The 21,908-nt window shown below is 28.0% G+C and carries 17 protein-coding genes; 2 read left to right on the forward strand and 15 right to left on the reverse strand.

The features are described from left to right. Positions 1-645: 645 nt before the first annotated feature. The 6 genes from KQI36_RS12105 to kdpF form a co-directional block, all read right to left on the reverse strand. Entirely contained in the window at positions 646-1,344 is a 699-nt protein-coding gene (locus KQI36_RS12105; protein WP_010293727.1) for a response regulator, read from the reverse strand. Positions 1,345-1,373: 29 nt separating this feature from the next. Next, positions 1,374-4,064, reverse strand: a complete 2,691-nt coding sequence (locus tag KQI36_RS12110) for a sensor histidine kinase (RefSeq protein ID WP_216451107.1) — start codon at positions 4,062-4,064, stop codon at positions 1,374-1,376. A gap of 191 nt (positions 4,065-4,255) precedes the next feature. Next, positions 4,256-4,855, reverse strand: coding sequence for a potassium-transporting ATPase subunit KdpC (gene kdpC, locus KQI36_RS12115; protein ID WP_010293730.1), 600 nt, complete (start codon positions 4,853-4,855; stop codon positions 4,256-4,258). A gap of 247 nt (positions 4,856-5,102) precedes the next feature. Further along, a complete protein-coding gene (gene kdpB / locus KQI36_RS12120; protein ID WP_216451108.1) occupies positions 5,103-7,163 on the reverse strand; it encodes a potassium-transporting ATPase subunit KdpB in 2,061 nt (686 codons plus the stop codon). A gap of 139 nt (positions 7,164-7,302) precedes the next feature. Then, a complete protein-coding gene (gene kdpA, locus KQI36_RS12125; protein WP_216451109.1) occupies positions 7,303-8,979 on the reverse strand; it encodes a potassium-transporting ATPase subunit KdpA in 1,677 nt (558 codons plus the stop codon). A 21-nt stretch (positions 8,980-9,000) separates the two neighbouring features. Then, complete coding sequence (gene kdpF, locus KQI36_RS17955; protein ID WP_081496272.1) at positions 9,001-9,078, reverse strand: K(+)-transporting ATPase subunit F; 78 nt, start codon at positions 9,076-9,078, stop codon at positions 9,001-9,003. Positions 9,079-9,510: 432 nt separating this feature from the next. Here kdpF and KQI36_RS12135 point away from each other — a divergent pair, with 432 nt between their 5' ends. After that, positions 9,511-9,825 carry a tetratricopeptide repeat protein gene (locus KQI36_RS12135; RefSeq protein WP_216451110.1) on the forward strand — a complete coding sequence of 105 codons (315 nt, stop codon included), beginning with the start codon at positions 9,511-9,513 and terminating at the stop codon, positions 9,823-9,825. Between the two features lie 278 nt (positions 9,826-10,103). On the opposite strand, the gene KQI36_RS12140 is transcribed toward KQI36_RS12135, so the two are convergent. The 3 genes from KQI36_RS12140 to KQI36_RS12150 form a co-directional block, all read right to left on the reverse strand. Then, positions 10,104-10,502, reverse strand: a complete 399-nt coding sequence (locus tag KQI36_RS12140) for a hypothetical protein (protein ID WP_216451111.1) — start codon at positions 10,500-10,502, stop codon at positions 10,104-10,106. A gap of 66 nt (positions 10,503-10,568) precedes the next feature. Further along, complete coding sequence (locus KQI36_RS12145) at positions 10,569-11,519, reverse strand: L-threonine 3-dehydrogenase (protein ID WP_216451112.1); 951 nt, start codon at positions 11,517-11,519, stop codon at positions 10,569-10,571. Positions 11,520-11,569: 50 nt separating this feature from the next. Next, entirely contained in the window at positions 11,570-12,760 is a 1,191-nt protein-coding gene (locus KQI36_RS12150) for a glycine C-acetyltransferase (protein WP_010293737.1), read from the reverse strand. Between the two features lie 596 nt (positions 12,761-13,356). Between KQI36_RS12150 and KQI36_RS12155 the strand changes: the two genes are divergently transcribed. After that, positions 13,357-13,998: a 4Fe-4S binding protein gene (locus KQI36_RS12155; RefSeq protein ID WP_216451113.1), complete on the forward strand. Its 642-nt coding sequence runs from the start codon at positions 13,357-13,359 to the stop codon at positions 13,996-13,998. 371 nt (positions 13,999-14,369) lie between these two features. Here the strand turns inward: KQI36_RS12155 and KQI36_RS12160 are convergent, their stop codons facing one another. The 6 genes from KQI36_RS12160 to KQI36_RS12185 form a co-directional block, all read right to left on the reverse strand. Beyond that, entirely contained in the window at positions 14,370-15,074 is a 705-nt protein-coding gene (locus KQI36_RS12160) for a lysophospholipid acyltransferase family protein (protein WP_010293742.1), read from the reverse strand. Beyond that, a complete protein-coding gene (queG, locus tag KQI36_RS12165; RefSeq protein WP_216451114.1) occupies positions 15,074-16,072 on the reverse strand; it encodes a tRNA epoxyqueuosine(34) reductase QueG in 999 nt (332 codons plus the stop codon). Before queG ends, KQI36_RS12160 begins: the two co-directional genes overlap by 1 nt. Before the next feature lie 65 nt (positions 16,073-16,137). Beyond that, the gene (locus tag KQI36_RS12170) at positions 16,138-17,115 is read right to left on the reverse strand and encodes an NAD(P)/FAD-dependent oxidoreductase (RefSeq protein ID WP_216451115.1); all 978 of its coding nucleotides are present in this window, start codon (positions 17,113-17,115) and stop codon (positions 16,138-16,140) included. Positions 17,116-17,504: 389 nt separating this feature from the next. Then, positions 17,505-19,346, reverse strand: coding sequence for an extracellular solute-binding protein (locus tag KQI36_RS12175; protein WP_216451116.1), 1,842 nt, complete (start codon positions 19,344-19,346; stop codon positions 17,505-17,507). 1 nt (position 19,347) lies between these two features. Next, the gene (locus tag KQI36_RS12180) at positions 19,348-20,244 is read right to left on the reverse strand and encodes an ABC transporter permease (RefSeq protein WP_244991585.1); all 897 of its coding nucleotides are present in this window, start codon (positions 20,242-20,244) and stop codon (positions 19,348-19,350) included. Next, entirely contained in the window at positions 20,244-21,326 is a 1,083-nt protein-coding gene (locus KQI36_RS12185; RefSeq protein WP_244991586.1) for an ABC transporter ATP-binding protein, read from the reverse strand. Before KQI36_RS12185 ends, KQI36_RS12180 begins: the two co-directional genes overlap by 1 nt. Positions 21,327-21,908: the final 582 nt, after the last annotated feature.

Consider the following 21,908-nt stretch of genomic DNA (forward strand, 5'->3'; position numbering starts at 1 on the left):
TTTTCTTCGCTAATATCTGATGCTCTCCTAAATTTATACTTATATCTAAAAATTCAAAGCCAGTCCCCAACAATTTAAAAGAAAGTGGTTGTCACTTTCCTCCTGAACTTTTAACTATTAACTCTTAACTTTTAACTATTTTAGGGGACTGGCTAACCTTTTTTTATTTATGGTAACCAAATCTAAAGAGTTACCCTCTATTTTATGGGTATACACCATTCGCGCCTGTCCCATTTGTTACGGCTGTACATTTTGAATATATCTTTAGTTTATTTTATTTCTCAAATTCAAATTTTACTCCCTCTAATTTAAAGAAACTGGCAGTCCAGTTTCCTCCATCATTGTCAATTGTCCTTTGTCCATTGTCAATTTCCAAAGAACTACATCAAATAAACAAGCAATACCTCTAATCATTTGTTCCATCACAATAGGGATTTTTCCAGTTAACAATGAATAGTTAACAGTTGTAGTTATTACTACTCACTTTGTTCCTAGTAATGCTAAACGTACTTTTATATAAATTTGCAAGACAAATTATATTAGTAGATTAAAAAAGAAACTGGTAGTCCAGTTTCCTCCTCAACTCTTAACTTTTAACTTTTAACTCTTAACTAACTAAACTCCAGTTTCAACCACTTATTATTTTTAATCATCTACCAGCCTATATCCTACCCCTACTTCTGTATGAATATATTCTGGATTCATTGTATTTTTTTCTATTTTTCTTCTTAAACTTGCCATGAATACCCTAAGGGTTTGTGTTTCATTCCCAATACTTCCGCCCCAAACCTCATGAATTATGAAATTGTGAGTTAAAACTTTTCCTGCATGTTTACATAATAGTGAAATCAATTTATATTCTATTGGTGTTAGATGGATTTCTTTTCCTTCTATTGTAACTTTTCTCTTTTCAAAATCTACATTTAAGTCTTTCACTTTGAAACTCTTCATAACCTCTTTCTTATCTTCCATAGTTTGTTTGTGCCTTAGTGATACTCTTATTCTTGCTAATAACTCACTTATTCCAAAGGGCTTTGTTAAGTAGTCATCAGCACCTCTATCTAATGCTTCTACCTTTTGTCTTTCATTATCCCTCGCCGAAACAATTATTATAGGGGTTTTTGTCCATTCCCTTATCTTTTCTATAACTTCTAGTCCATCAATATCTGGCAGTCCTAAGTCTAGTATTATTAGATCTGGATTATGTGACATAGAAAGAGCTATCCCTTCAAATCCTTTATCAGTTTCAATATACTTATATCCTTGAACCTCCAAAGATGCAGTAATAAAATTTCTTATTGGCTTATCATCTTCAATTACAAGTATATAAGGTTTATTATCCATATCAACACCACCCTTTATTAACTTATTTTCTATTTAGGTAAACTAAATTTAAATATAGCTCCACCTTCTTTTTTATTAATTGCTTTTATTGTACCCCCATGAGCCTCTACTATAGATTTACAAATAACAAGTCCTAATCCAACACCTCGTCTTGAATCAGAAGCCTTTTTCCCATCAGTAAAGAACCTATCAAAAATATATGGTAATATCTCTTCTGATATTCCTGCACCATTATCTATTACTTCAAAAAACACATACTGTTCTTCTTCATATAAATTAATATTTATTATACCGTCTTTCTTTGAAAATTTTACAGCATTATCTATAAGGTTTATTAAAACCTGTTGAATTAAGTTTCTATCCATAGGTAATAATATTATATTTTCAGGAAGCTTAACCTCAATTTTATTATCTTTAAAGTACTTGGAACTTCTTTGAATAGCTTCATATATTACCTCTTCAACTAATTCCACTTCCTTTTTAATTTGCATTTTCCCTTCATCTACCCTTGTCATACTAAGTAAATTTTCAACTAATCTTATTAGCCATTGTGTATCTTCATAAACACCTTGAAGAAGTGTACCTTTAGTTTCTTCTGAAATATCTTTTCCATTTTCAATTATAGTACCAATAGAACCTTTTATTCCAGCTAAAGGACTTCTTAAATCGTGTGATATAGCTCTTAATAAGTTACTTCTTAATCGTTCTCTTTCAATTTCCATCTTTGAGTTTTCCTGCTCTTTTAAAAATATTTCACGTTCTATTGCTATTGCTATTTCACTAGTTACAGTTCCAACTATAAATTTTTCTTCTGGATCTAATGTCCCTTCACTACAAGAAACGCCTATAACTCCTAAGACTTTATTATGCCCTTTTACTGGTATATAGTATCCTTTTGCACCATAAAAAGTATTAGTTCCTGAACCAGATTCTTTATCATTTAGAAGAGTCCAATATGCAACTGCTTCTTCATTTCTTGTTAATATTTCACTATTACCATCTTTTCCATCAATCTTATATATAAAAGGTGTTGAAAGTGTATCTTCATTTACTAAATAGCATACAACAGTTCTATTAGTAAGTCGTGATATATATTTTATACCTATTGATACAGCATCTGCTGTTCCTCTAGCACTCAATAATTTTTTACTTACTCTATATAAAATTTGAGTTCTTTTTTCTCTTGCCACTGAATTAATTGCTTGTTTTTGTATTTTATTAGTTAACATTCCTATTATAAATGCAACTATCAACATAATAGGAAAAGTTATTAAATAATTTTTATCATAAAAATGTAGCGATAATCGTGGCTGAGTAAGTAAGTAATTAAAGAGCATAACTGCTATTACTGAGGATATTATTCCTATTAAATGCCCAGTAGTTACAATATATATTAATATAACGCCTAATGTAAATACCATAATAGAATTGGCTTCTGAAAGACCTGCATAGTCAAAAAACAAAGTAATTATTGTTGCAATAGTCATAATACAGCTAGCTTTTAAAACTTCTTTTATTAAATCCTGTGAGTCTATTTTAGAATTTTCTTTTACTTTCTTTATATTCTTTTTTTCGTTTGAACTTGGAATTATATATAAGTCAATACAATCATTGTAATCTATTATTTTTTGGGAAATATCTTTTTTAAAAAACTTGAATATACTTTTTGATTTTACATGATTTTTACCAACTATTATTTTAGTTATATTTCTAAACTTAGCATATTCAATTATTTGTTCTACAACATCTTCACCATAAACAGTTACAATTTCCCCTCCTAATTCTTCTACTAAGTTAAAATTATCTTTTAAAGATTTTTTTTCTTCCTTACTAAAGTTTTCACATTCTGTATTTTCTACATATATAGCTATCCATTTGCAATGATGAGCCTCAGCCATTCTTGCTGCACTTCTTATTATTTTAGATGAAGATGGTGAAGGACTAATACACGCAAGTATTTGTTCTACTGTAGCAAGTACTGTAATTTGACCTTTTGAAAGTCTTACACTTTCAACCTCATAATTTACTCTATCTGCGGTCCTTCTTAACGCAATTTCTCTTAATGCAAAAAGATTACTCTTTTTAAAAAAATTATTAAAAGCCTTTTGAGTTTGTTCCTTGCTATAAATTTTCCCATCAGAAAATCTATTTAAAAGTTCGTCTGGCTCTATATCAATCAGCTCTACTTTATCTGCATCGTCAAACACTTTATCTGGTATTGTTTCTCTAACAAAAACATTTGTTATATCTTCAACTACATCATTTAAACTCTCAATATGTTGAACATTTAATGTAGTATATACATCTATTCCTGCGTCTAATAACTCGTCTATATCCTGCCATCTTTTTTTATGTCTTTCTCCAATTGCATTAGTATGGGCAAGTTCATCTACTAAAATTATCTCTGGTTTTCTAAGTAGCGCTTCATCTAAATTGAACTCTCTTATTTTTACTCCTTTATAATTAATTATTTTAGGTTTTATATTTTCAAGTCCATATATAAGACTCATAGTTTCTGGTCTTGCATGAGGTTCAATATATCCAATAACTATATCTTTTCCTAATACCTTTAAGTCATGAGCTTCTCTTAACATAGAATATGTCTTTCCTACACCTGCTGCATATCCAAAAAATATTTTTAATTTTCCTCTATTAGAAGTCTCTTCTTCTTTTTCTATTTGATTTAAAAGGTACTCTGGGTTTGGTCTTTCATAATCCATTTTAAAACTCACATCCAATTCTTTTAGATTTTAGTTTGTATATTTATCAATCTAAATCCTAATATATATATATTCCTTTATTTTAATGAAATAAGCTAAAATTTTAAATTATAATCATAATATTAACTATTTTTTACATAAAAAGAAACTGGTTTTCCAGTTTCTTTTTAATTAATTAATATATACAAAAACTATTTTTTATTAAGTTCTGATTGTATTGCTATATTAGCTTTAAGAATATTTACTTTTTCTTCTCCAAATATTCCTAATAACTTTTTATCTGTTGACTTTTCAACTATTCTTTTTAAATTTTCTTCACTTATACCTGATACCTTTGAAATACGTGGTATTTGGATTTCTGCTGACTTAACAGTTATATTAGGATCTAACCCTGATGCTGAACTTGTTAACAAATCTGTAGGGATATCTTCCTTTTTAACTGTTGGGTTTTCTTTTAAAAATTTTTCTATATCCTCTTCAACTCTTTTTGTTAAAAGCTTATTTGATGCACCTAAATTTTCTGATCCTGAAGATGGTCCCTTATAATCTGTATCTGAGGAATAGGTATTATAATTTACACTGGATATTCTTCCTTTAAAAAACTTAGAATCTGTAAAGTCCTGTCCTATTAATTCTGACCCTACTGCTTCTTCCCCTATTTTTATTATACTTCCATTAGCTTTTTTATTAAAAGCCAGTTGGCTTATTCCTGTTAGTAACAGCGGATAAATAAATCCACATAGTATTAATAAAACTACACTTAAAAGAACTGCTTTTTTTAATACTTTCATTTTAAATATTCCACCTTCCTTAAACAATTTATACATTAACCACTATAAAATTCTATTTATTTTAAATTACCTATAAATAATTGTTATAGTTTTCCAAGTTTGCTGTTAAAGTTATTCGTTCCATAACTTGGATACCTAAAATAGTGAGACATGCTCCGAATCACTTACAATTCAACACTTCATTTTGTATAAAAATATTTTGAGGTTATTGAATAAATTTAATTTGGAGCTTGTTTATCTATAATACTTATAAACTTAAAATTGTTATTATTGGAGATATCATTAAGTCTATAATTTTTATTCCTAAAAACGGAACAATTATTCCACCTAATCCAAATATCAACATATTTTTTAATAACATAGCCTCTGCTTTCATTGGCTTATACTTTACACCTTTCATTGCAACTGGAATAAGAATTGGAATTATTATCGCATTAAATATTAATGCTGATAATATAGCACTGTTTGGTGTTGATAACTTCATAATATTTAACATTTGCATTTTAGGTATAGCTATTGTAAAAATTGCTGGTATTATAGCAAAATACTTTGCAACATCATTAGCAATACTAAAAGTTGTTAATGCTCCACGAGTTATTAAGAGTTGCTTACCTATTTCTACAACTTCAAGTATTTTAGTTGGATCTGAATCTAAATCAACCATGTTAGCTGCTTCTTTTGCCGCTATTGTTCCACTATTCATTGCAAGCCCTACGTCTGCTTGAGCTAATGCTGGTGCATCATTTGTTCCGTCACCAGTCATTGCTACTATTTTTCCTTCTTCTTGTTCTTTTTTTATTGCATTTATCTTATCTTCTGGTTTGCACTCTGCAATAAACCCGTCTATTCCAGCTTCTTTTGCTATAGTAGCTGCTGTTAATGGATTATCTCCTGTGCACATTATAGTTTTTATTCCTATCTCTCTAAGTCTTTCAAATTTTTCTACTAGACCTGGTTTTACTGTATCTTTAAGATAAATAACTCCGTAAATTTTTTCATCTACTATAACGACTAAAGGAGTTCCCCCTAGCTTTGCAACCCTATTTACTATATGCTCCACTTCTTTTGGTACAATCTCTCCAAATTCAGTTACCCTTTCTTTTATAGCTTCAAATGCACCTTTTCTAATAGTTATTCCATTTTCTAAATCTACTCCACTCATTCTTGTCTGAGCTGTAAATTCTATAAATTGAACGTTTTTATATAAATTTTCATCAATTTTAATCCCTAATTTATTTCCTAAAGATACTATTGATTTTCCTTCTGGAGTATCATCTTTTAAAGAACATATTACCGCATATTTTATTAATTCATTTCTATTTACACCTTCTATTGGTATAAAATCTGCTGCTAGTCTATTTCCAAAGGTTATAGTACCTGTTTTATCCAATATCATAGTATCTACATCGCCACAAGCTTCCACTGCTTTCCCTGACATTGCTATAACATTAAACTTTGTAACTCTATCCATTCCAGCTATGCCTATAGCAGATAAAAGCCCACCTATTGTAGTTGGTATTAAACATACAGTTAATGCTATTAGTGTTGCAATAGGAAGTTTAACTCCTAAATAATTAGCCATAGGATACAGTGTTACAATTACAACTAAAAAAATTAAAGTAAGACTTACTAGTACAGTATTAAGTGCTATTTCATTAGGAGTTTTTTGTCTTGATGCGCCTTCTACTAATGCAATCATTTTATCTAAAAAAGATTCTCCTGAAGATGTTGTTATTTTTATTTTTAGCCAATCACTAACAACCTTTGTTCCACCTGTTACTGACGAAAAATCTCCACCACTTTCTTTTATAACAGGAGCCGACTCTCCTGTTATAGCTGATTCATCAACGGATGCAACCCCTTTTATAATTTCTCCATCACTTGGAATTATATCTCCATTTTCAACTAATACTATATCTCCTTTTTTTAAGTCGCAAGCACTTATAATTTTCACTGTGCCCTTATCATCTAATAACTTTGCTGTAGTATCTTTACGAGTTTTCTTCAATGCTTGTGCTTGTGCTTTTCCACGACCTTCCGCTACAGATTCTGCAAAATTTGCAAAAAGAACTGTTATTAATAAAATTACTGAAACTATACCATTGTACATTCTAAGATTATTTCCACTATCTCCAAATAAATTTGGAAAAGCTGTTAATAATACTGATATAACAAATCCTATTTCTACTACAAACATAACTGGATTTTTCATCATATATTTAGGATTTAATTTCTTAAAAGCTTGAATTATAGAGCTTTTAAAAATATCCTTTGTTATAAATTTAGATTTTTTCTCTTTACTATCCATAATTACAAGTCCTTTCATAACTTATATAGAGTTGTAAACTAAGTTCTAAAGTTATTCATTTATCATGTGAGAAAACTTAACGAATAAACTTAGATATTAACTTGTTTTCCTATATAGGTCCCAAAATTACATTTCAACATTAATACCAAAGATTTAAATGTTCAGTTATTGGTCCTAATGCTAATGCTGGCAAAAATGTAAGTGCTCCTATTATCAGTATGATAAACACTAATGTTATAGAAAAAGCAACTCCATCTGTTCTTAAAGTTCCTAAACTCACATTTACCGGTTTTTTAGCTAACAAAGAACCTGATACTGCAAGTAGTATTGCCATAGATAAATACCTTCCATAGAACATTACTACTCCTGCTATAACATTCCAAAATGGTGTATTATCAACTAATCCTTCAAACCCAGAACCATTATTAGCTGCAGAAGATGCAAACTGATAAATTACCTGTGTTAATCCATGAAATGATGGATTCGATATGGCTGAAACTCCACTTGATGTTATAAATGCTATAGCTGAAGAAATTAATATTAAAAATGGATGTATCATTATAGCTAATGCTATTAATTTAATTTCTTTTCCCTCTATTTTTTTTGACAAGAACTCTGGTGTTCTTCCAACCATAAGTCCACATAGAAATACTGCAAGTATTGCGTACATAATTACATTCATAAATCCAACGCCTTCACCACCAAAAACAACATTAAGCATCATATTCATAAGTGCTACTGCACCACTTAATGGCATTAATGAATCATGCATATTATTTACACTACCGGTTGTAAAAGATGTTGTTATTGTAGTGAACAAAGTAGATTGTCCTACACCAAATCTTACCTCTTTCCCTTCCATATTCCCCATAGACTGATTTAAACCTATTTGGGATAATGCTGGATTACCTGCCATTTCTGATTTATAACAGATTACTAATCCTAAAACGAATATTATTGACATTGCTAAAAATATTGCGAATCCTTGTTTTTTGTTTTTTAGCATTAATCCAAAAGTATATATTAATGCTCCTGGTATAAGCATCATCGATAACATTTCTATTGTATTACTTATAATTGTAGGATTCTCAAAAGGATGTGCTGAGTTAGCCGCAAAAAAACCACCACCATTTGTTCCAAGATGTTTTATAGATTCTAATGCTGCTACTGGCCCTAATGTTATATCCTGCATTTTGCCCTCTATTGTTGTTACTGTTTCTATACCTTTTAAAGTTTGCGGCACTCCTTGTGAAACCAAAACAAGTCCTATTATTATTGATAATGGTAATAAAACTCTTGTTATAACTCTTACAAAGCTTACATAAAAGCTCCCCATTGTTTTTCCTGTTATACCTTTCATAAATGCTACAACTGCTGCAAATCCTGTAGCTGCTGATGTAAACATCATGAAAATAATAACTGCCATTTGACTAAAATGTGAAAGAGCTGACTCTCCTGCATAATCTTGAAGATTAGTATTGGTCATAAAACTTATTATAGTGTTAAAAGCTAAATCTTCTTTCATTGTTCCTACATTGTTAGGATTTAAGATATGAAATTTTTGAGTCCTTAATATGATATATCCAATAAGAACCATAACTCCATTCACCACTATAAGTGTTAAGATATACTGTTTCCAATTCATATCCTCATCTTTATCTATTCCACATATTTTATAGATCAAATTATCTACTTTATTAAAAATCCTATCTCCAAAAGCCTTTTCACCAGTAATTACTTTATATAGATACTTTCCCATTGGTATTATTAATAAAATAAATACTAATAAAATCAAAAATATTTGAATCCAATCCATAAGTCTCCCCCCTAATAGATTCTAAAATTTTTCTGGATTAAAAAGTGCGTAAAACAAATATATAAATAACAGAACTAATGTTATTATTAAAATCCACATAAAAGTTCCTCCTTATTTGTACTTTCTATTAATTTGTTTTTTACACCAAGTTGTAAAAAAACTTATTGAACAAAATGCTAATAACAGGCTAGCACTAAAAACCAAATCCATCATTTTCTAATTCCTCCACTAATTTTTGTTAACATGATAAAAACTATATTAGCTTTTTTCAGTATGTAAATTTCTCTATGGATTTTATATTAGCACTGCCTATATAAAATTAGCATTAAGATTTCTTATGCTATATAAAGATTGTATAAAGATTATAAATTAACTAAAATTCAGCTTAAATATTTATACTTTCTTTATACTAATTGGTAATTTCTTAATCCTATCTTCATGTTAAAGTTGCTAAAATTTACTTATTACAAATAAATTTTTATTATTGATTAATTTAAATATGATAAATATGTTTTGAAAGGTGAGAACTATATGAGATTTGATAATTTAATTAAAAAAGCTATTATTGAAATTAAAAATAAAAATTTTCTTAAAGCAACTGAATATATACACTTAGCCATATCTGAAGATGATAATTCAGCTAAACCACATAATTTACTTGGTATTATTGAAGAAATTAATGGTAATCTAGAGCTTGCTAACAATCACTATAGGGCCGCTTATTCTTTAGAGCCAACTTTTAAAGCTTCAGACAATAACTTAAAACGAATAACATCTTTTTATTATGTATTTGATTTTGATGAAATTGATTTTGGAGAAACCATAGAGAAACACGCTCTCATTTAAATTTATTTGTTAAATTGTAAAATATAATGTATATTTTTATGTTTTTTATCCATAATAAATATTGAAACGATTTGAAAATCTTATTTTTACAAAAGATATTTCAGTAAGAAACTAAAGAAAATCTCATCAGATACCAAAGAAAAGAGGGAACTTTAAGTTCCCTCTTTATCTTTTTAAGATTATATTTTTATTTAATTATAATAATCAATTTGTAAATTCTTTTAAAAGCTTGTTTACTATATTACAAGGCTATAATAATTTAAATAGGAATTTATTGATTAATCTTTTTTTATTAATTCAATTTCTTTCTTTAATTTTGTTATCTCTAATGTTAATTCATTTATTTTTTTAGTAATCATAATAAGTTCTTCATCATAATTTTTTCCATTATCACCCTGATTAACATTATTATTATTTTGATTAACATTATTATTATCTTGATTAACATCAGGATTATTTATATTAAAGTTATTGCAATCAAAACACCTTCCCGGTCCACCTTCAAAATATTGTTGCTGAGCATTGTATGTTACTATTGCCTGGCCGATTAACATTAACCAATTTCCTATTGCATTTTGAACATTAAATGGAGTATCTCCACCTATGAAATTGCCTATCATTTCTGCAATAACTATAAATGTTTGTGGATCCATTCCTTGAAAATCATTATAGCCCATTAAAATTCCCTCGCATTGCTTGATTAATATATATTATTCTAATCTTAAAATCAATATGCCAATTTATTAGGCTTCTTTTTCTTTCAGTTTTTCTAGCATATCTTTTGTCATTTTGGCTAAATCATATTCTGCCTTGAATCCCCATTCTTCTTTAGCACAAGTACAATCTATTGAATTTGGCCAAGAATTTGCTATTGCTTGTCTTATCGGATCTGGATTAAATTCTATTTCAAATTCAGGTATGTGTTTTTTTATCTCCGCTGCTATTTCACTTGGTTCAAAACTCATAGCTGTTATATTGAATGCATTTCTATGCTTTAATTTTGAAGAATCTGCTTCCATAAGAGTTATTATTGCATTTATTGCATCTGGCATATACATCATATCCATATAAGTTCCTTTATCTATATATGAAGTATATTTACCATTTTTTAGCGCTTCATAATAAATGTCTACAGCGTAATCTGTTGTACCGCCTCCTGGAGGAGCTACATAAGATATTAATCCTGGAAACCTTACTCCTCTAGTATCTACACCAAATTTAGTATGGTAATAATCACATAATAATTCGCCTGAAACTTTAGTTACTCCATACATAGTTTTTGGTCTTTGTATTGTGTCTTGTGGAGTACTATTTTTTGGTGTATCTGGTCCAAAGGCACCTATAGAACTTGGTGTAAAGAACTTGCAATTTAATTCCCTAGCTACTTCTAACGCATTTACAAGTCCACCCATATTTATATTCCATGCAAGTTGAGGTTTTGCTTCTGCAACTGCTGAAAGTAATGCTGCTAAATGAACTATAGTATCAACCTCATACTTTTTAGCAACTTGAAGCATTTTTTCTTTATCAAGTACATCTATTATTTCAAATATTCCACCTTCTACAATTGCATTGCCTTCAGGTTTTCTAATATCACTTGCAACTACATTATCTTTTCCATATCTCTTTCTTAACTCTGTTACAAGTTCTGTTCCTATTTGACCTAAACATCCTGTGACCAAAATTTTTTTCATAATTTGTGCCCCCTATTTTTTGTTAGTATCTCTTTTATTTTTTTCTTAACCTAAATTATCCCCATTTCTTTTCCTACTTTTTCGTATATAGCAATTGCTTTATCAAGCATTTCCTTTGTATGTGCTGCTGTTGGCATATTTCTTACCCTTGCTGTTCCTAAAGGTACTGTTGGAAATACTATTGATTTTGCATATACACCTTCCTCGTATAATTTTTTGCTAAATTCTTGAGCTTTATCAGCTTCACCTATTATACAAGGTGTTATTGGTGTTTCACTATTTCCTATATTAAATCCAAGTCCCTTTAGGCCTTTCTTTAAATAGTTTCCATTTTCCCATAGTTTATCATTAAGTTCTGTGCTTTCAGTTAATATATTTATAGCTTCTATACAAGCTCCTGATGCTCCTGGAGTAAGTGATGTTGAGAATAAAAATGGTCTTCCTCTAACCTTTAACCAATCGATTAAATCTTTAGATCCTGCTACATAACCACCTACAACACCTATTGCTTTAGATAATGTTCCTATTTGGAAATCTATCTTATCTGATAATCCAAAGTGCTTAACTGTTCCTGCACCTTCACCTAGAACCCCTGAACCATGAGCATCATCAACATAAGTTATTAAATCAAATTCTTCTGCTATTTCAACTATTTCTGGAAGTTTTGCTATGTCCCCATCCATAGAAAATACACCATCTGTTATAACCATTATTTTTTCATAAAGTCCTGACTCTTTTGCTTCCTTTGCTTTTTCTCTTAAATCAACCATATCTGAATGATTTACTCTTATGATTTTTGCACCTGATAATCTACATCCATCTATTATCGATGCATGATTTAAGGCATCAGAAAGTATAGCATCTTTTTTATTCATAACTGCTGATATAGCAGCCATATTGCAATTAAATCCTGATTGAAATGCTATAGCTGCTTCTGTATGTTTAAATTTAGCTAATTTTTCTTCTAGTTCAACATGTATATCTAATGTTCCATTTATAGTTCTAACTGCACCTGCACCTGCACCATATTTTTCAGTTGCTTTTATTGTGGCATTAATCATTCTAGGGTCTGTTGCAAGACCTAAGTAGTTGTTAGAAGAAAGATTTATTAATTCCTTTCCTCCTATATTGATAATAGGTCCATTAGATCCATTTATTACATTTATTTCATTATATAAACCTTTACTTTTTAAGTCTTGTAAATTTGTTTTTAAAAAACTTGATAACGCTTTACTTCCCATTTTTAACCCTCCAATACTTAACTTTTTTTAAATTTAATTTTAATTTATATTATTAATTTATAAATTAAATGCAATTTTATAAAACTCTTAATTAACTAATATTTCTAAATGTGCATCTATAAAAAATATATAGATGTGAAATCATTTAAATTTATTTATACTTTCTGTATAAATTAAATCTATAAATTTTATTTTCATATTATATATTTATTAATTAATAATTCAAATAGACAAGCTTATATTTATTATTAATCATTTATGATTTTCTACATTTTTTTAGGAACTCCTTCTTTATTTTTTGAATAGTTTAAATTTTTAAATTATTTTTTCTTTTAAACCTTTTATTTTGTAATTTTTTTATATTTAATTTTATATTCTTATGAAATAGTTAAAATTCAGTACCTCTTAATAACTTTATTCTAAATTCAAATAAATCAATTGAGAATTATTTACCAATAAAATATCTTAATTTTATTATTGACTATATCGTAATATGTGGATATAATGATATAGAACTCACACATAGAATATATTTCTTTTAAAAACATAATAATAATTTTAGGATTTAAAATAACACATAAGAAGGGGTAGATTGAATGAATTTTTATAAAAAATATGGTTACATTATATTTTTAGCATTTTTAGTACTTTCATTGTTTAATATGGCATTAGCTAGCATTGCAGTAATTTGTATGATAGCTCCAGTTATTTTAGCTTTATTAGGCAAAGGTAGATTTTGGTGCGGAAACTTTTGTCCACGCGGTAACTTCTATGATAATATTATGAAAAAAGTTTCACCTAAAAAAGAAGTACCTAAATTTTTTAAAAGTACTATACTTAGAACTTTCATGGTATTTTTCCTTATAGGAATGTTTTCAATGGGCGTTAAACAAAACTGGGGGAATCCAGCTGGTATCGGCATGGTTTTCTATAGAATTATTGTTATAACAAGTATTGTTGGAATAATTTTAAGCATGTTTTATTCTCACAGAACTTGGTGTAATTTCTGTCCAATGGGAACTTTATCTTCTTTGGTTGCTAAAGTACGTGGAAAAAATGCAGCTCTTAAGGTAGATAGTTCTTGTGTAGGATGTAACCTTTGTGCTAAAAAATGTCCAATGGGCATATCAGCAAAAGAATATAAAAATTCACATATAACAAATACAGAATGTATACACTGTAATGAATGTGTATATGCGTGCCCTAAAAAAAGTATAAATTTAGATACTAACTTATAGTTATAGAGGGACAAGCTCCAATTTAAATTTATTTAATAACTTTGAAATATTTTCATACAAAATATAGTGTTGAATTTCAAATAATTCGGAGCATGTCCCACTATTTGGGGTATCCAAATTTTGAAGTAGATAATTTAGAGAGTGAAATTGGAACCCTATAATATACAGCTTTTAAAAAACATAGCTAAATTTTATTTTAGCTATGTTTTTTTATATAGTTATAATATAATCACTACTCACTATATTCCTAATAATTTTAACCGAACTTTTTCTATTTTATATAAATTTGCAAAGCAAATCACATTATTGGATTAAAAGAAACTAGACTACAGTTTCATCTTAAATTATTGTCTTTTCATTTTAATTTTTAACTATAATGAGTAATACCCTCTATATTCTTCTGGTAATAATTTTGATATAGAAGTCATTATTTCCCACATAGCTCGAGTATGATATTCTTCTCGTGTTTCCTCTTTAGTTTTAGCTGGTAATTTGAATGGTTTTCCTATTTTCATTGTTACATTAGCACTGCAAATTTTTTCTTCTTCCATTGAGCCTTCTGGATTTATAGGTAAAAACTTTTCTGTATCTGTAAGCCCTATTGGAACTATTGTTGCTTTAGTTAATTTAGCTATTAGTATTATACCTTTTTTAGCTTCTATCATTTTACCATCTCTACTTCTTGTTCCTTCTGGGAAAATCATTATATTTCTTCCTGATTTTAATTTATTTATTACAGCTGCTATCGCATCCTTATCTGCAGAATTAGGTTTTATCATAACGCACTCTATTAACTCTAAAATTAAGCTTGTAAATTTATTATGACTTAGTTTTTCACCTGCTACAAAAACAGGTTTATACTCTTCTAATTCATTATTTATAAATATACCATCTGAATTACTTAGATGATTAGATATAAATATTATAGGACCTTCTACTCCTTTTAAGTTTTCTTTACCCTCTACTTTTAAGTTAGCATATTTATCTATATACTCATTTACTTTTTTTCTTATTACCTTACTTCTTAATGGTTTTGGTAATTTGCCTACAATAGTCATTTGGCTTTTTATACTCATTATTTTTCACCTTTCTCATTTTTAAATATTTTATCATAATAATCCTTTATGTATGGGGAGTTTATAGTTTTATATATGTCATCTATGTCTTTATTTTTTATACTTTTATATGTAACCATTGCATTTCGTATTAATGTATTTTTCCCTCTCCATCCACAGCTACAATTTTTATATTTATTTTTAAAATCATTATTATTTAAATTTATAATATCTAATAAACTATCATTCTTAAAAAAATCAAAGGGTTTAAATTCATCTATATTAGAATATTGTATTTCTTTGTTGTAAGGACATACATTTTGACAAATATCACAACCAAAAATTTTTCCTTCAATATATCTTAATTCATCCTTCGATAAATGTTTTTTTTGAGTTATGTATGATAAACATTTATTAAAATTATTATCTATTTTATTTTTTTCTAATGTTTTAGTTGGACATGCTTTTAAACATAATTCACATCTTCCACAATCTTTACTTATAGGTGTGTCTGGTTCTAACTTTAAATTTATTATAACTTCTCCTAAAAATACATAGGACCCATATTTTTCAGTTATAAATGTATTGTTTTTTCCTACAAAACCCAAGCCAGAAAGATATGCTATATATCTTTCCGGTAATGGATTATTATCCACAAACCCTTTAGAATCTATCCCCATATTCTTTAGATAATCACATATCAATTGTAGATAACTTTTAACTACTTCATGATAATCTTTACCCTGTGTATATTTAGAAAAATATTTACTTCCTTCACTTTCTTTATAGCAATAGGGAATAGCAATAGATATTATACTCTTACCATTTTCCATAAGACTAAATGGATTTATCTTTTTTTCTATATTTTCTTCTTCAAATTCCACATAAAAACCATTGTTTTTTCTATAAGTATAGTATTCTTTTAGTTCATTAAAAACTCTACAGTTTGTTATACCTACTAGTTCTATTCCTATAGAGTTTATATATTTTTTTAAATCTTTTTTTATTTTATCATTCATAAAATTAACCTATCCTTAATTTAGTTAAGAGTTAATAGTGAATAATTAAGAGTTTAATTTAAAACTTATATAACCTGTAAACTATTTAAATATTCTAAAGCAGCATGTGCTGTTTTTTCACTATTTTTTATTACTTTATCCATTGTTTCATATCCTGTTGTTACAGTACCACAAGCAAAAATTCCTTTTGCAGAAGTTTGCATACTTTTATCTACTACTATTTCGCCAAATTCTTTAGTTTTAATTCCAATTTTCTCTGCTATTAAAGATTCTGGCTTCATATATATAGATAATATTAATGTATCACAGTCCACTAATTTTTCTGTGTCTTTTATTGGTTTTTTATTATCGTTAAGTTTAGTTATTTGAACGCTTTCTACTCGTCCTTTACCAATAACTTTCGTTACTCTTGTATTTGTCATTATGTTTATATTAAAATCTTTTATAAAGGTTTTAGCTTCTTTACTAACTGCTTTTATTTTATTAGTTGTTTCTATTATGCCTTTTACATTTGCACCTTCTAAAATCAAGCTTCTTGCTGCAAATATAGCTGTATCTTCTGAACCTAATATAATAACATTTTTTCCTGGAAGTATTCCTTTATTATTAATTAATTTCAATGTTGAAACTGCACCAATTATTCCTGCACATCTATGACTTAGTATGTTTTTATATCCTAATGGACGTTCTCTACAACCCATTGCTAATATAATTGCTTTGCTTTTAAAATTTAATATTCCTTCTGGACTTATAGCTATAATCTTATCACTTTTATCTATCTCTATAACATTTGTTAATGTTTTATAATCTATATTATATTCTTCTATCTTTGTTTGTAATAAATATATATATTCTGGAGCTGTTAATACCTCATCAGAATATTTATTTTTAAATCCACTATGAACACAACAATTTAAAATTCCCCCAAGTTCAAATTCTCTATCTAGAATTAAAATATTCTCTACACCATTTTCTTTTGCAGTTAATGCAGCAGTTATTCCACTAATGCCACCACCTACTACTATTAAATCGTATTCCCTCACAAAATCACCTCTATAATTATAAATAACTAAGTTACTATACAGTTGTAATTTATATTTTATCAAATAAAATATTTTTATATAAATAAAACTATATTACTGAAGAATTAATAATTATCCATTCCCAAACTTGGAGCTTGTTTCCCTATAGAACTTCAAACTTAAGATTAAATATATACATTAATTATAATATATATATTTAATCTCTTCCACTTAATAGGTTAAAGGATTTAATATTTAACAACTTAAACTTTTTAAATTCTAATGTAGAAAATTTAATAAATATCTTTATATTAATGATTATTAAAGAAAACTTAAAAAATAGTAGCCTCAAATTCATAATTTGAAAGCTACTAATTTTTATAAAATAAAGTGTTAAACAAAATATATTTTTATTTTTTACTATTTTTTATTTGCGTCCATATTTCATCATAAAGTTTAGTTGCTTCACCTACATCTTTTATTAACTCATTTTTTTCTACTGCCTCTCTTGGTGGATAGACAGCTATATCTTCAAGCTTTTCTTTTGACATAAGTTTTTGAGCTTCTTTATTAGGATTTGCATATGGAAACTCTTCTGAAACTTGTAAACTTACTTGTGGATCGTATATATAATTTATAAACTTTTCAGCCAATGCTTTATTTTTTGCTGTTTTAGGAACTACAAAATTATCATATTGTGGAACAACACCTTCTTTTGTAAGTATTGTTTCTAAATTAGGATTTTCTAACTTAGCAAGATATGCTTCTGTTCCCCAAACATATCCTATTGATGCTTCTCCATTTATTAATAGTGTTTTTGGTGATTCACTATCAAAAGCCTTTATATTTGGCATTAATTTTACTAAGTCTTGTTTCGCCTTTTCTAATTCTTTTGGATTTTTAGTGTTTATAGAGTAGCCATTTTTTTGAAGTGCCACTCCTATCATAACCCTTGGATCATCTAAAACTACCATAGAATTTTTAAACTGTGAATCCCACATATCTTCAAAAGATGTAATATCTTTATCTATTTTGCTTCTATCCACAACTATATAATTTCCACCCCACATATATGGAAAACTATATTTATTTCCTGGATCAAAATCTAAATTTAATACATTGTTATCTATATTAGACATATTAGGTATATTACTTTTGTCTAATTCTTGTACTAAATTTTGTTTTATCATAACCTCAATTGCATAATCACTTGTTATTATTAAATCGTATGGAACATTTCCACCCATAAGCTTTGCAAGCATTTCTTCATTTGATGAAAATGTCATGTAATTTACGTTTACATTATATTCTCTTTCAAACTCTTCTACTACAGACTCAGGCAAAAATTCTGACCAGGTAAATATGTTTAAAGTTTCTTTTGGCGTAGCTGTTTTACCTGAAAATATTGTAAAACCAGCTCCAAAAATTACTAGTACTATAGCAATAAATGTTATAACTTTTTTTATTTTTTTATTCTTTAATACATTTCTTCTAATACCTTCAGCAACTATAACTATAGTTAATGTAAATACCATCATTACAGTAGATAGTGCATTTATTTCTGGTGTTACACCAAATTTAACCATAGAAAATATTTTTAATGGTAATGTATTACTTTCAGGACCTGCTGCAAAGAAACTTATTATTACATCATCTAAAGAAAGTGTAAATGCAAGTAATCCTCCTGCTATTATTCCTGGTGATATTATAGGCAAAGTTACTTTAGTTAATGTTTGCCAAGGCGTAGCACCTAAGTCTAATGCTGCTTCTTCTATAGAATTATCAAATCCTTCTAATCTTGCTCTTACAACAACTACTACGTATCCGATACAAAATGTTATATGAGATAATATTAGTGTTGTTAACCCTGCCTCTAAATTTAACATAGAGAAAAATACAAGCATTGATATTCCCATTACTATTTCAGGAATAACTACAGGCACATATAAAAGTCCCTCTATAGCCTTTTTGCCCTTAAACTTATATCTATACATTCCAATAGCAGCTAAAGTCCCTATTATAACAGCAAAAAAAGTACTTATGAATCCTATTATTAAACTGTTCTTTAGTGCCATTAATATCTGATCATTTGTAATTAACTTCTTATACCAGTCTAGTGTAAAACCTGTCCATGTAGCATTTAATTTTGAGCTATTAAAAGAAAATACTATAAGTACTACAATTGGTAAGTATAAGAACATATATATTAATGTAGTGTATATTTTTGATATTATACCTATTTTGTTTTTCATTTTATAAAACCTCCTTAGAGGCATTTTTACCTTTTGTTGCTTTAAAATATAGTCCTATTGCTATTAACATAAGTAATATTAATATTACTGCTATAGCTGCCCCAAAAGGCCAATCTCTAGATGTTAAAAACTGATTTTTTATTAAATTAGATATTAACATTGTTTTACTTCCACCCATCAAGTCAGAAATAAAGAAATATCCTAAAGTTGGTATAAACACTAGCATACATCCAGCTATTATTCCTGGTTTTGTAAGCGGTAATGTTACATCTTTAAAAGTTTTAACTGGTGATGCTCCTAAATCACTAGCTGCTTCTATATAACTCATATCTAATTTTTCAATTGATGTATATATAGGAAGTATCATAAAAGGTAACATAATATACACCATACCTAAAAGTACAGCTCCGTCAGTATATAACATTTGGATTGGTGATGATATCATTCCAATCTTCAGTAATAATGTATTTATTACTCCTTCTGTCCTTAAAAGTATTATCCATGCATAAGTACGAACTAATGAATTTGTCCAAAATGGTAATATTACTAAAAGTAATAATATAGACCTATACTTTTTTTTCGCTCTTCCAATGAAATATGCAAATGGATACCCTATAATTAAACATCCAACAGTTGTTAAAATCCCTATTAAAACTGTTTTCCAAAGTATTTGTAAATATATTGGCGATAACAGTCTTTTATAATTTTCTATTGTTAAAGGTAATTGAACTTCTCCGTATTCACCTCTTGATAGAAAACTGAACAAAAATACAATTGTAAGTGGCACAACAAAAAAAGTCACTAACCACAAAGTTACGGGTCCTACTGTAGCTAATAGTGATTTTAGTTTATTTCTATTTTTGTGAAGCTTATTAACTTCCTTTGTTTTCTTTAACATTATTGAACCACCACTGCATGTTTAGGATTCCATATAGCAAATATATGTGGTTTATTCTGCTCTTCTAATGAATAAACTTGACTTATAGGCTCTGCTACAATAAACTCTGTTCCATTTTCAGTTGTAACAACAGTTTTTATTACAGAACCATTATAAATTCTTTCTTTTACTTTTACTTTTATTCCGACCATTCCATTATCTATATTGTTAGAAAGTTTTATCCTTTCTGGTCTAATAGCTAAACAAATTTCCTCAGTAATAGAATTCTCAGTGTGTCCTATGAGAATATCTTCTCCAAATTTGTTATCTACAAGATATAATTCTTCTCCTCTTTCTAACACAGTTCCCTCAAATAAATTCGTTTCACCAATGAAGTTTGCCACAAATTTTGTTCTAGGTTTTTCATAAATTTCTGAAGGTGTTCCCACATGTTCTATAACCCCATTGTTCATTACTACTATCCTATCTGACATTGTTAGTGCCTCTTCTTGGTCATGAGTAACATATATAAATGTTATTCCAAGTTTTCTTTGAAGCTGTTTTAATTCAAGCTGCATTTGTTTTCTCAACTTTAAATCTAAAGCTCCTAAAGGTTCATCTAAAAGTAATACTTTCGGATTATTTATTACCGCTCTTGCTATTGCAACCCTTTGTTTTTGACCTCCTGAAAGTTCGCTAGGCATCCTTTTTTCAAAGCCTTCAAGTTGAACCATTTTCAGCATTTCATGCACTTTTTCTTTTACTTCACTATCTTTTACATTTTTAACCCTTAGTCCAAATGCTATATTTTCATAAATGTTCATATGTGGAAATAGTGCATAACTTTGAAAAACTGTATTTACACATCTCTTATATGGTGGTACTTTTGAAATTTCCTCTCCGTCTATAAAAATCTCACCATTTGTAGGATTTTCAAATCCTGCTATCATTCTTAGTGTAGTAGTTTTGCCACAGCCACTAGGTCCTAGAACAGTTAGAAATTCACCCTTTCTTATATCTAAGGAGATATTATCTACTGCCAAAAAATCGCTTTCTAAAAATCCTTTGCTTATTCCTTTTAATTGAACCATTACATCAATCAAGAAAATCACCCCTGCTTTCTAATATTTTTCATTTATATATTTTTTAAGGAATATACCGGAAATAACATTTTTCCCTTAATATACCTAATTCTTAACAAAATAAAAATCCCTTGCATTTTTATTGCAGGGGATATTAGTACTCATAACTTATTCAGCATTAGCTAATATAAATTGATTATGAACTAATTTATAAATTTAGAATAAATTCTAAAGTGTTAACCTAACATAATTAACCCCTTCTCGTATCTATTTTTAATAATTGGTTTATTGTTTTGCAACAATTTTTCCATATTAGTAAATATACCTATTATAAAAAATAAAACTTACTTGTAAAATTAAAATTTACTTGTAAAATTTAAACTTAAATTTATTTAAAATCCATAGTCTTAGTTATATATAGCATATGTAATATATTTAGTTTTAAGACATTTTTGATTTTTAAAATAAATATTGTTTTATCTGACTCTTTTTAGTCTACAATTTAAATTCTATGTCTAAATCTGTACGTAGAATTTAAATAAACCATATAACATTTAAATGCCATTAAATATTAATAAAAATCATTACTTTTGATTATAGCAA

This window comes from Clostridium senegalense (genome assembly GCF_018916625.1).
GTDB classification, from domain to species: domain Bacteria; phylum Bacillota; class Clostridia; order Clostridiales; family Clostridiaceae; genus Clostridium_J; species Clostridium_J senegalense.

Coding starts and splice junctions, on each gene's coding strand:
- KQI36_RS12155 (WP_216451113.1), top strand. CDS start 13,357: ATGAATTTTTATAAAAAATATGGTTACATTATATTTTTAGCATTTTTA.
- KQI36_RS12150 (WP_010293737.1), bottom strand. CDS start 12,760: ATGGGAAGTAAAGCGTTATCAAGTTTTTTAAAAACAAATTTACAAGAC.
- KQI36_RS12160 (WP_010293742.1), bottom strand. CDS start 15,074: ATGAGTATAAAAAGCCAAATGACTATTGTAGGCAAATTACCAAAACCA.
- KQI36_RS12135 (WP_216451110.1), top strand. CDS start 9,511: ATGAGATTTGATAATTTAATTAAAAAAGCTATTATTGAAATTAAAAAT.
- KQI36_RS12180 (WP_244991585.1), bottom strand. CDS start 20,244: ATGTTAAAGAAAACAAAGGAAGTTAATAAGCTTCACAAAAATAGAAAT.
- KQI36_RS12105 (WP_010293727.1), bottom strand. CDS start 1,344: ATGGATAATAAACCTTATATACTTGTAATTGAAGATGATAAGCCAATA.
- kdpF (WP_081496272.1), bottom strand. CDS start 9,078: ATGTGGATTTTAATAATAACATTAGTTCTGTTATTTATATATTTGTTT.
- kdpA (WP_216451109.1), bottom strand. CDS start 8,979: ATGGATTGGATTCAAATATTTTTGATTTTATTAGTATTTATTTTATTA.
- KQI36_RS12175 (WP_216451116.1), bottom strand. CDS start 19,346: ATGAAAAACAAAATAGGTATAATATCAAAAATATACACTACATTAATA.
- KQI36_RS12145 (WP_216451112.1), bottom strand. CDS start 11,519: ATGAAAAAAATTTTGGTCACAGGATGTTTAGGTCAAATAGGAACAGAA.
- KQI36_RS12140 (WP_216451111.1), bottom strand. CDS start 10,502: ATGGGCTATAATGATTTTCAAGGAATGGATCCACAAACATTTATAGTT.
- queG (WP_216451114.1), bottom strand. CDS start 16,072: ATGAATGATAAAATAAAAAAAGATTTAAAAAAATATATAAACTCTATA.
- KQI36_RS12110 (WP_216451107.1), bottom strand. CDS start 4,064: ATGGATTATGAAAGACCAAACCCAGAGTACCTTTTAAATCAAATAGAA.
- kdpC (WP_010293730.1), bottom strand. CDS start 4,855: ATGAAAGTATTAAAAAAAGCAGTTCTTTTAAGTGTAGTTTTATTAATA.
- kdpB (WP_216451108.1), bottom strand. CDS start 7,163: ATGGATAGTAAAGAGAAAAAATCTAAATTTATAACAAAGGATATTTTT.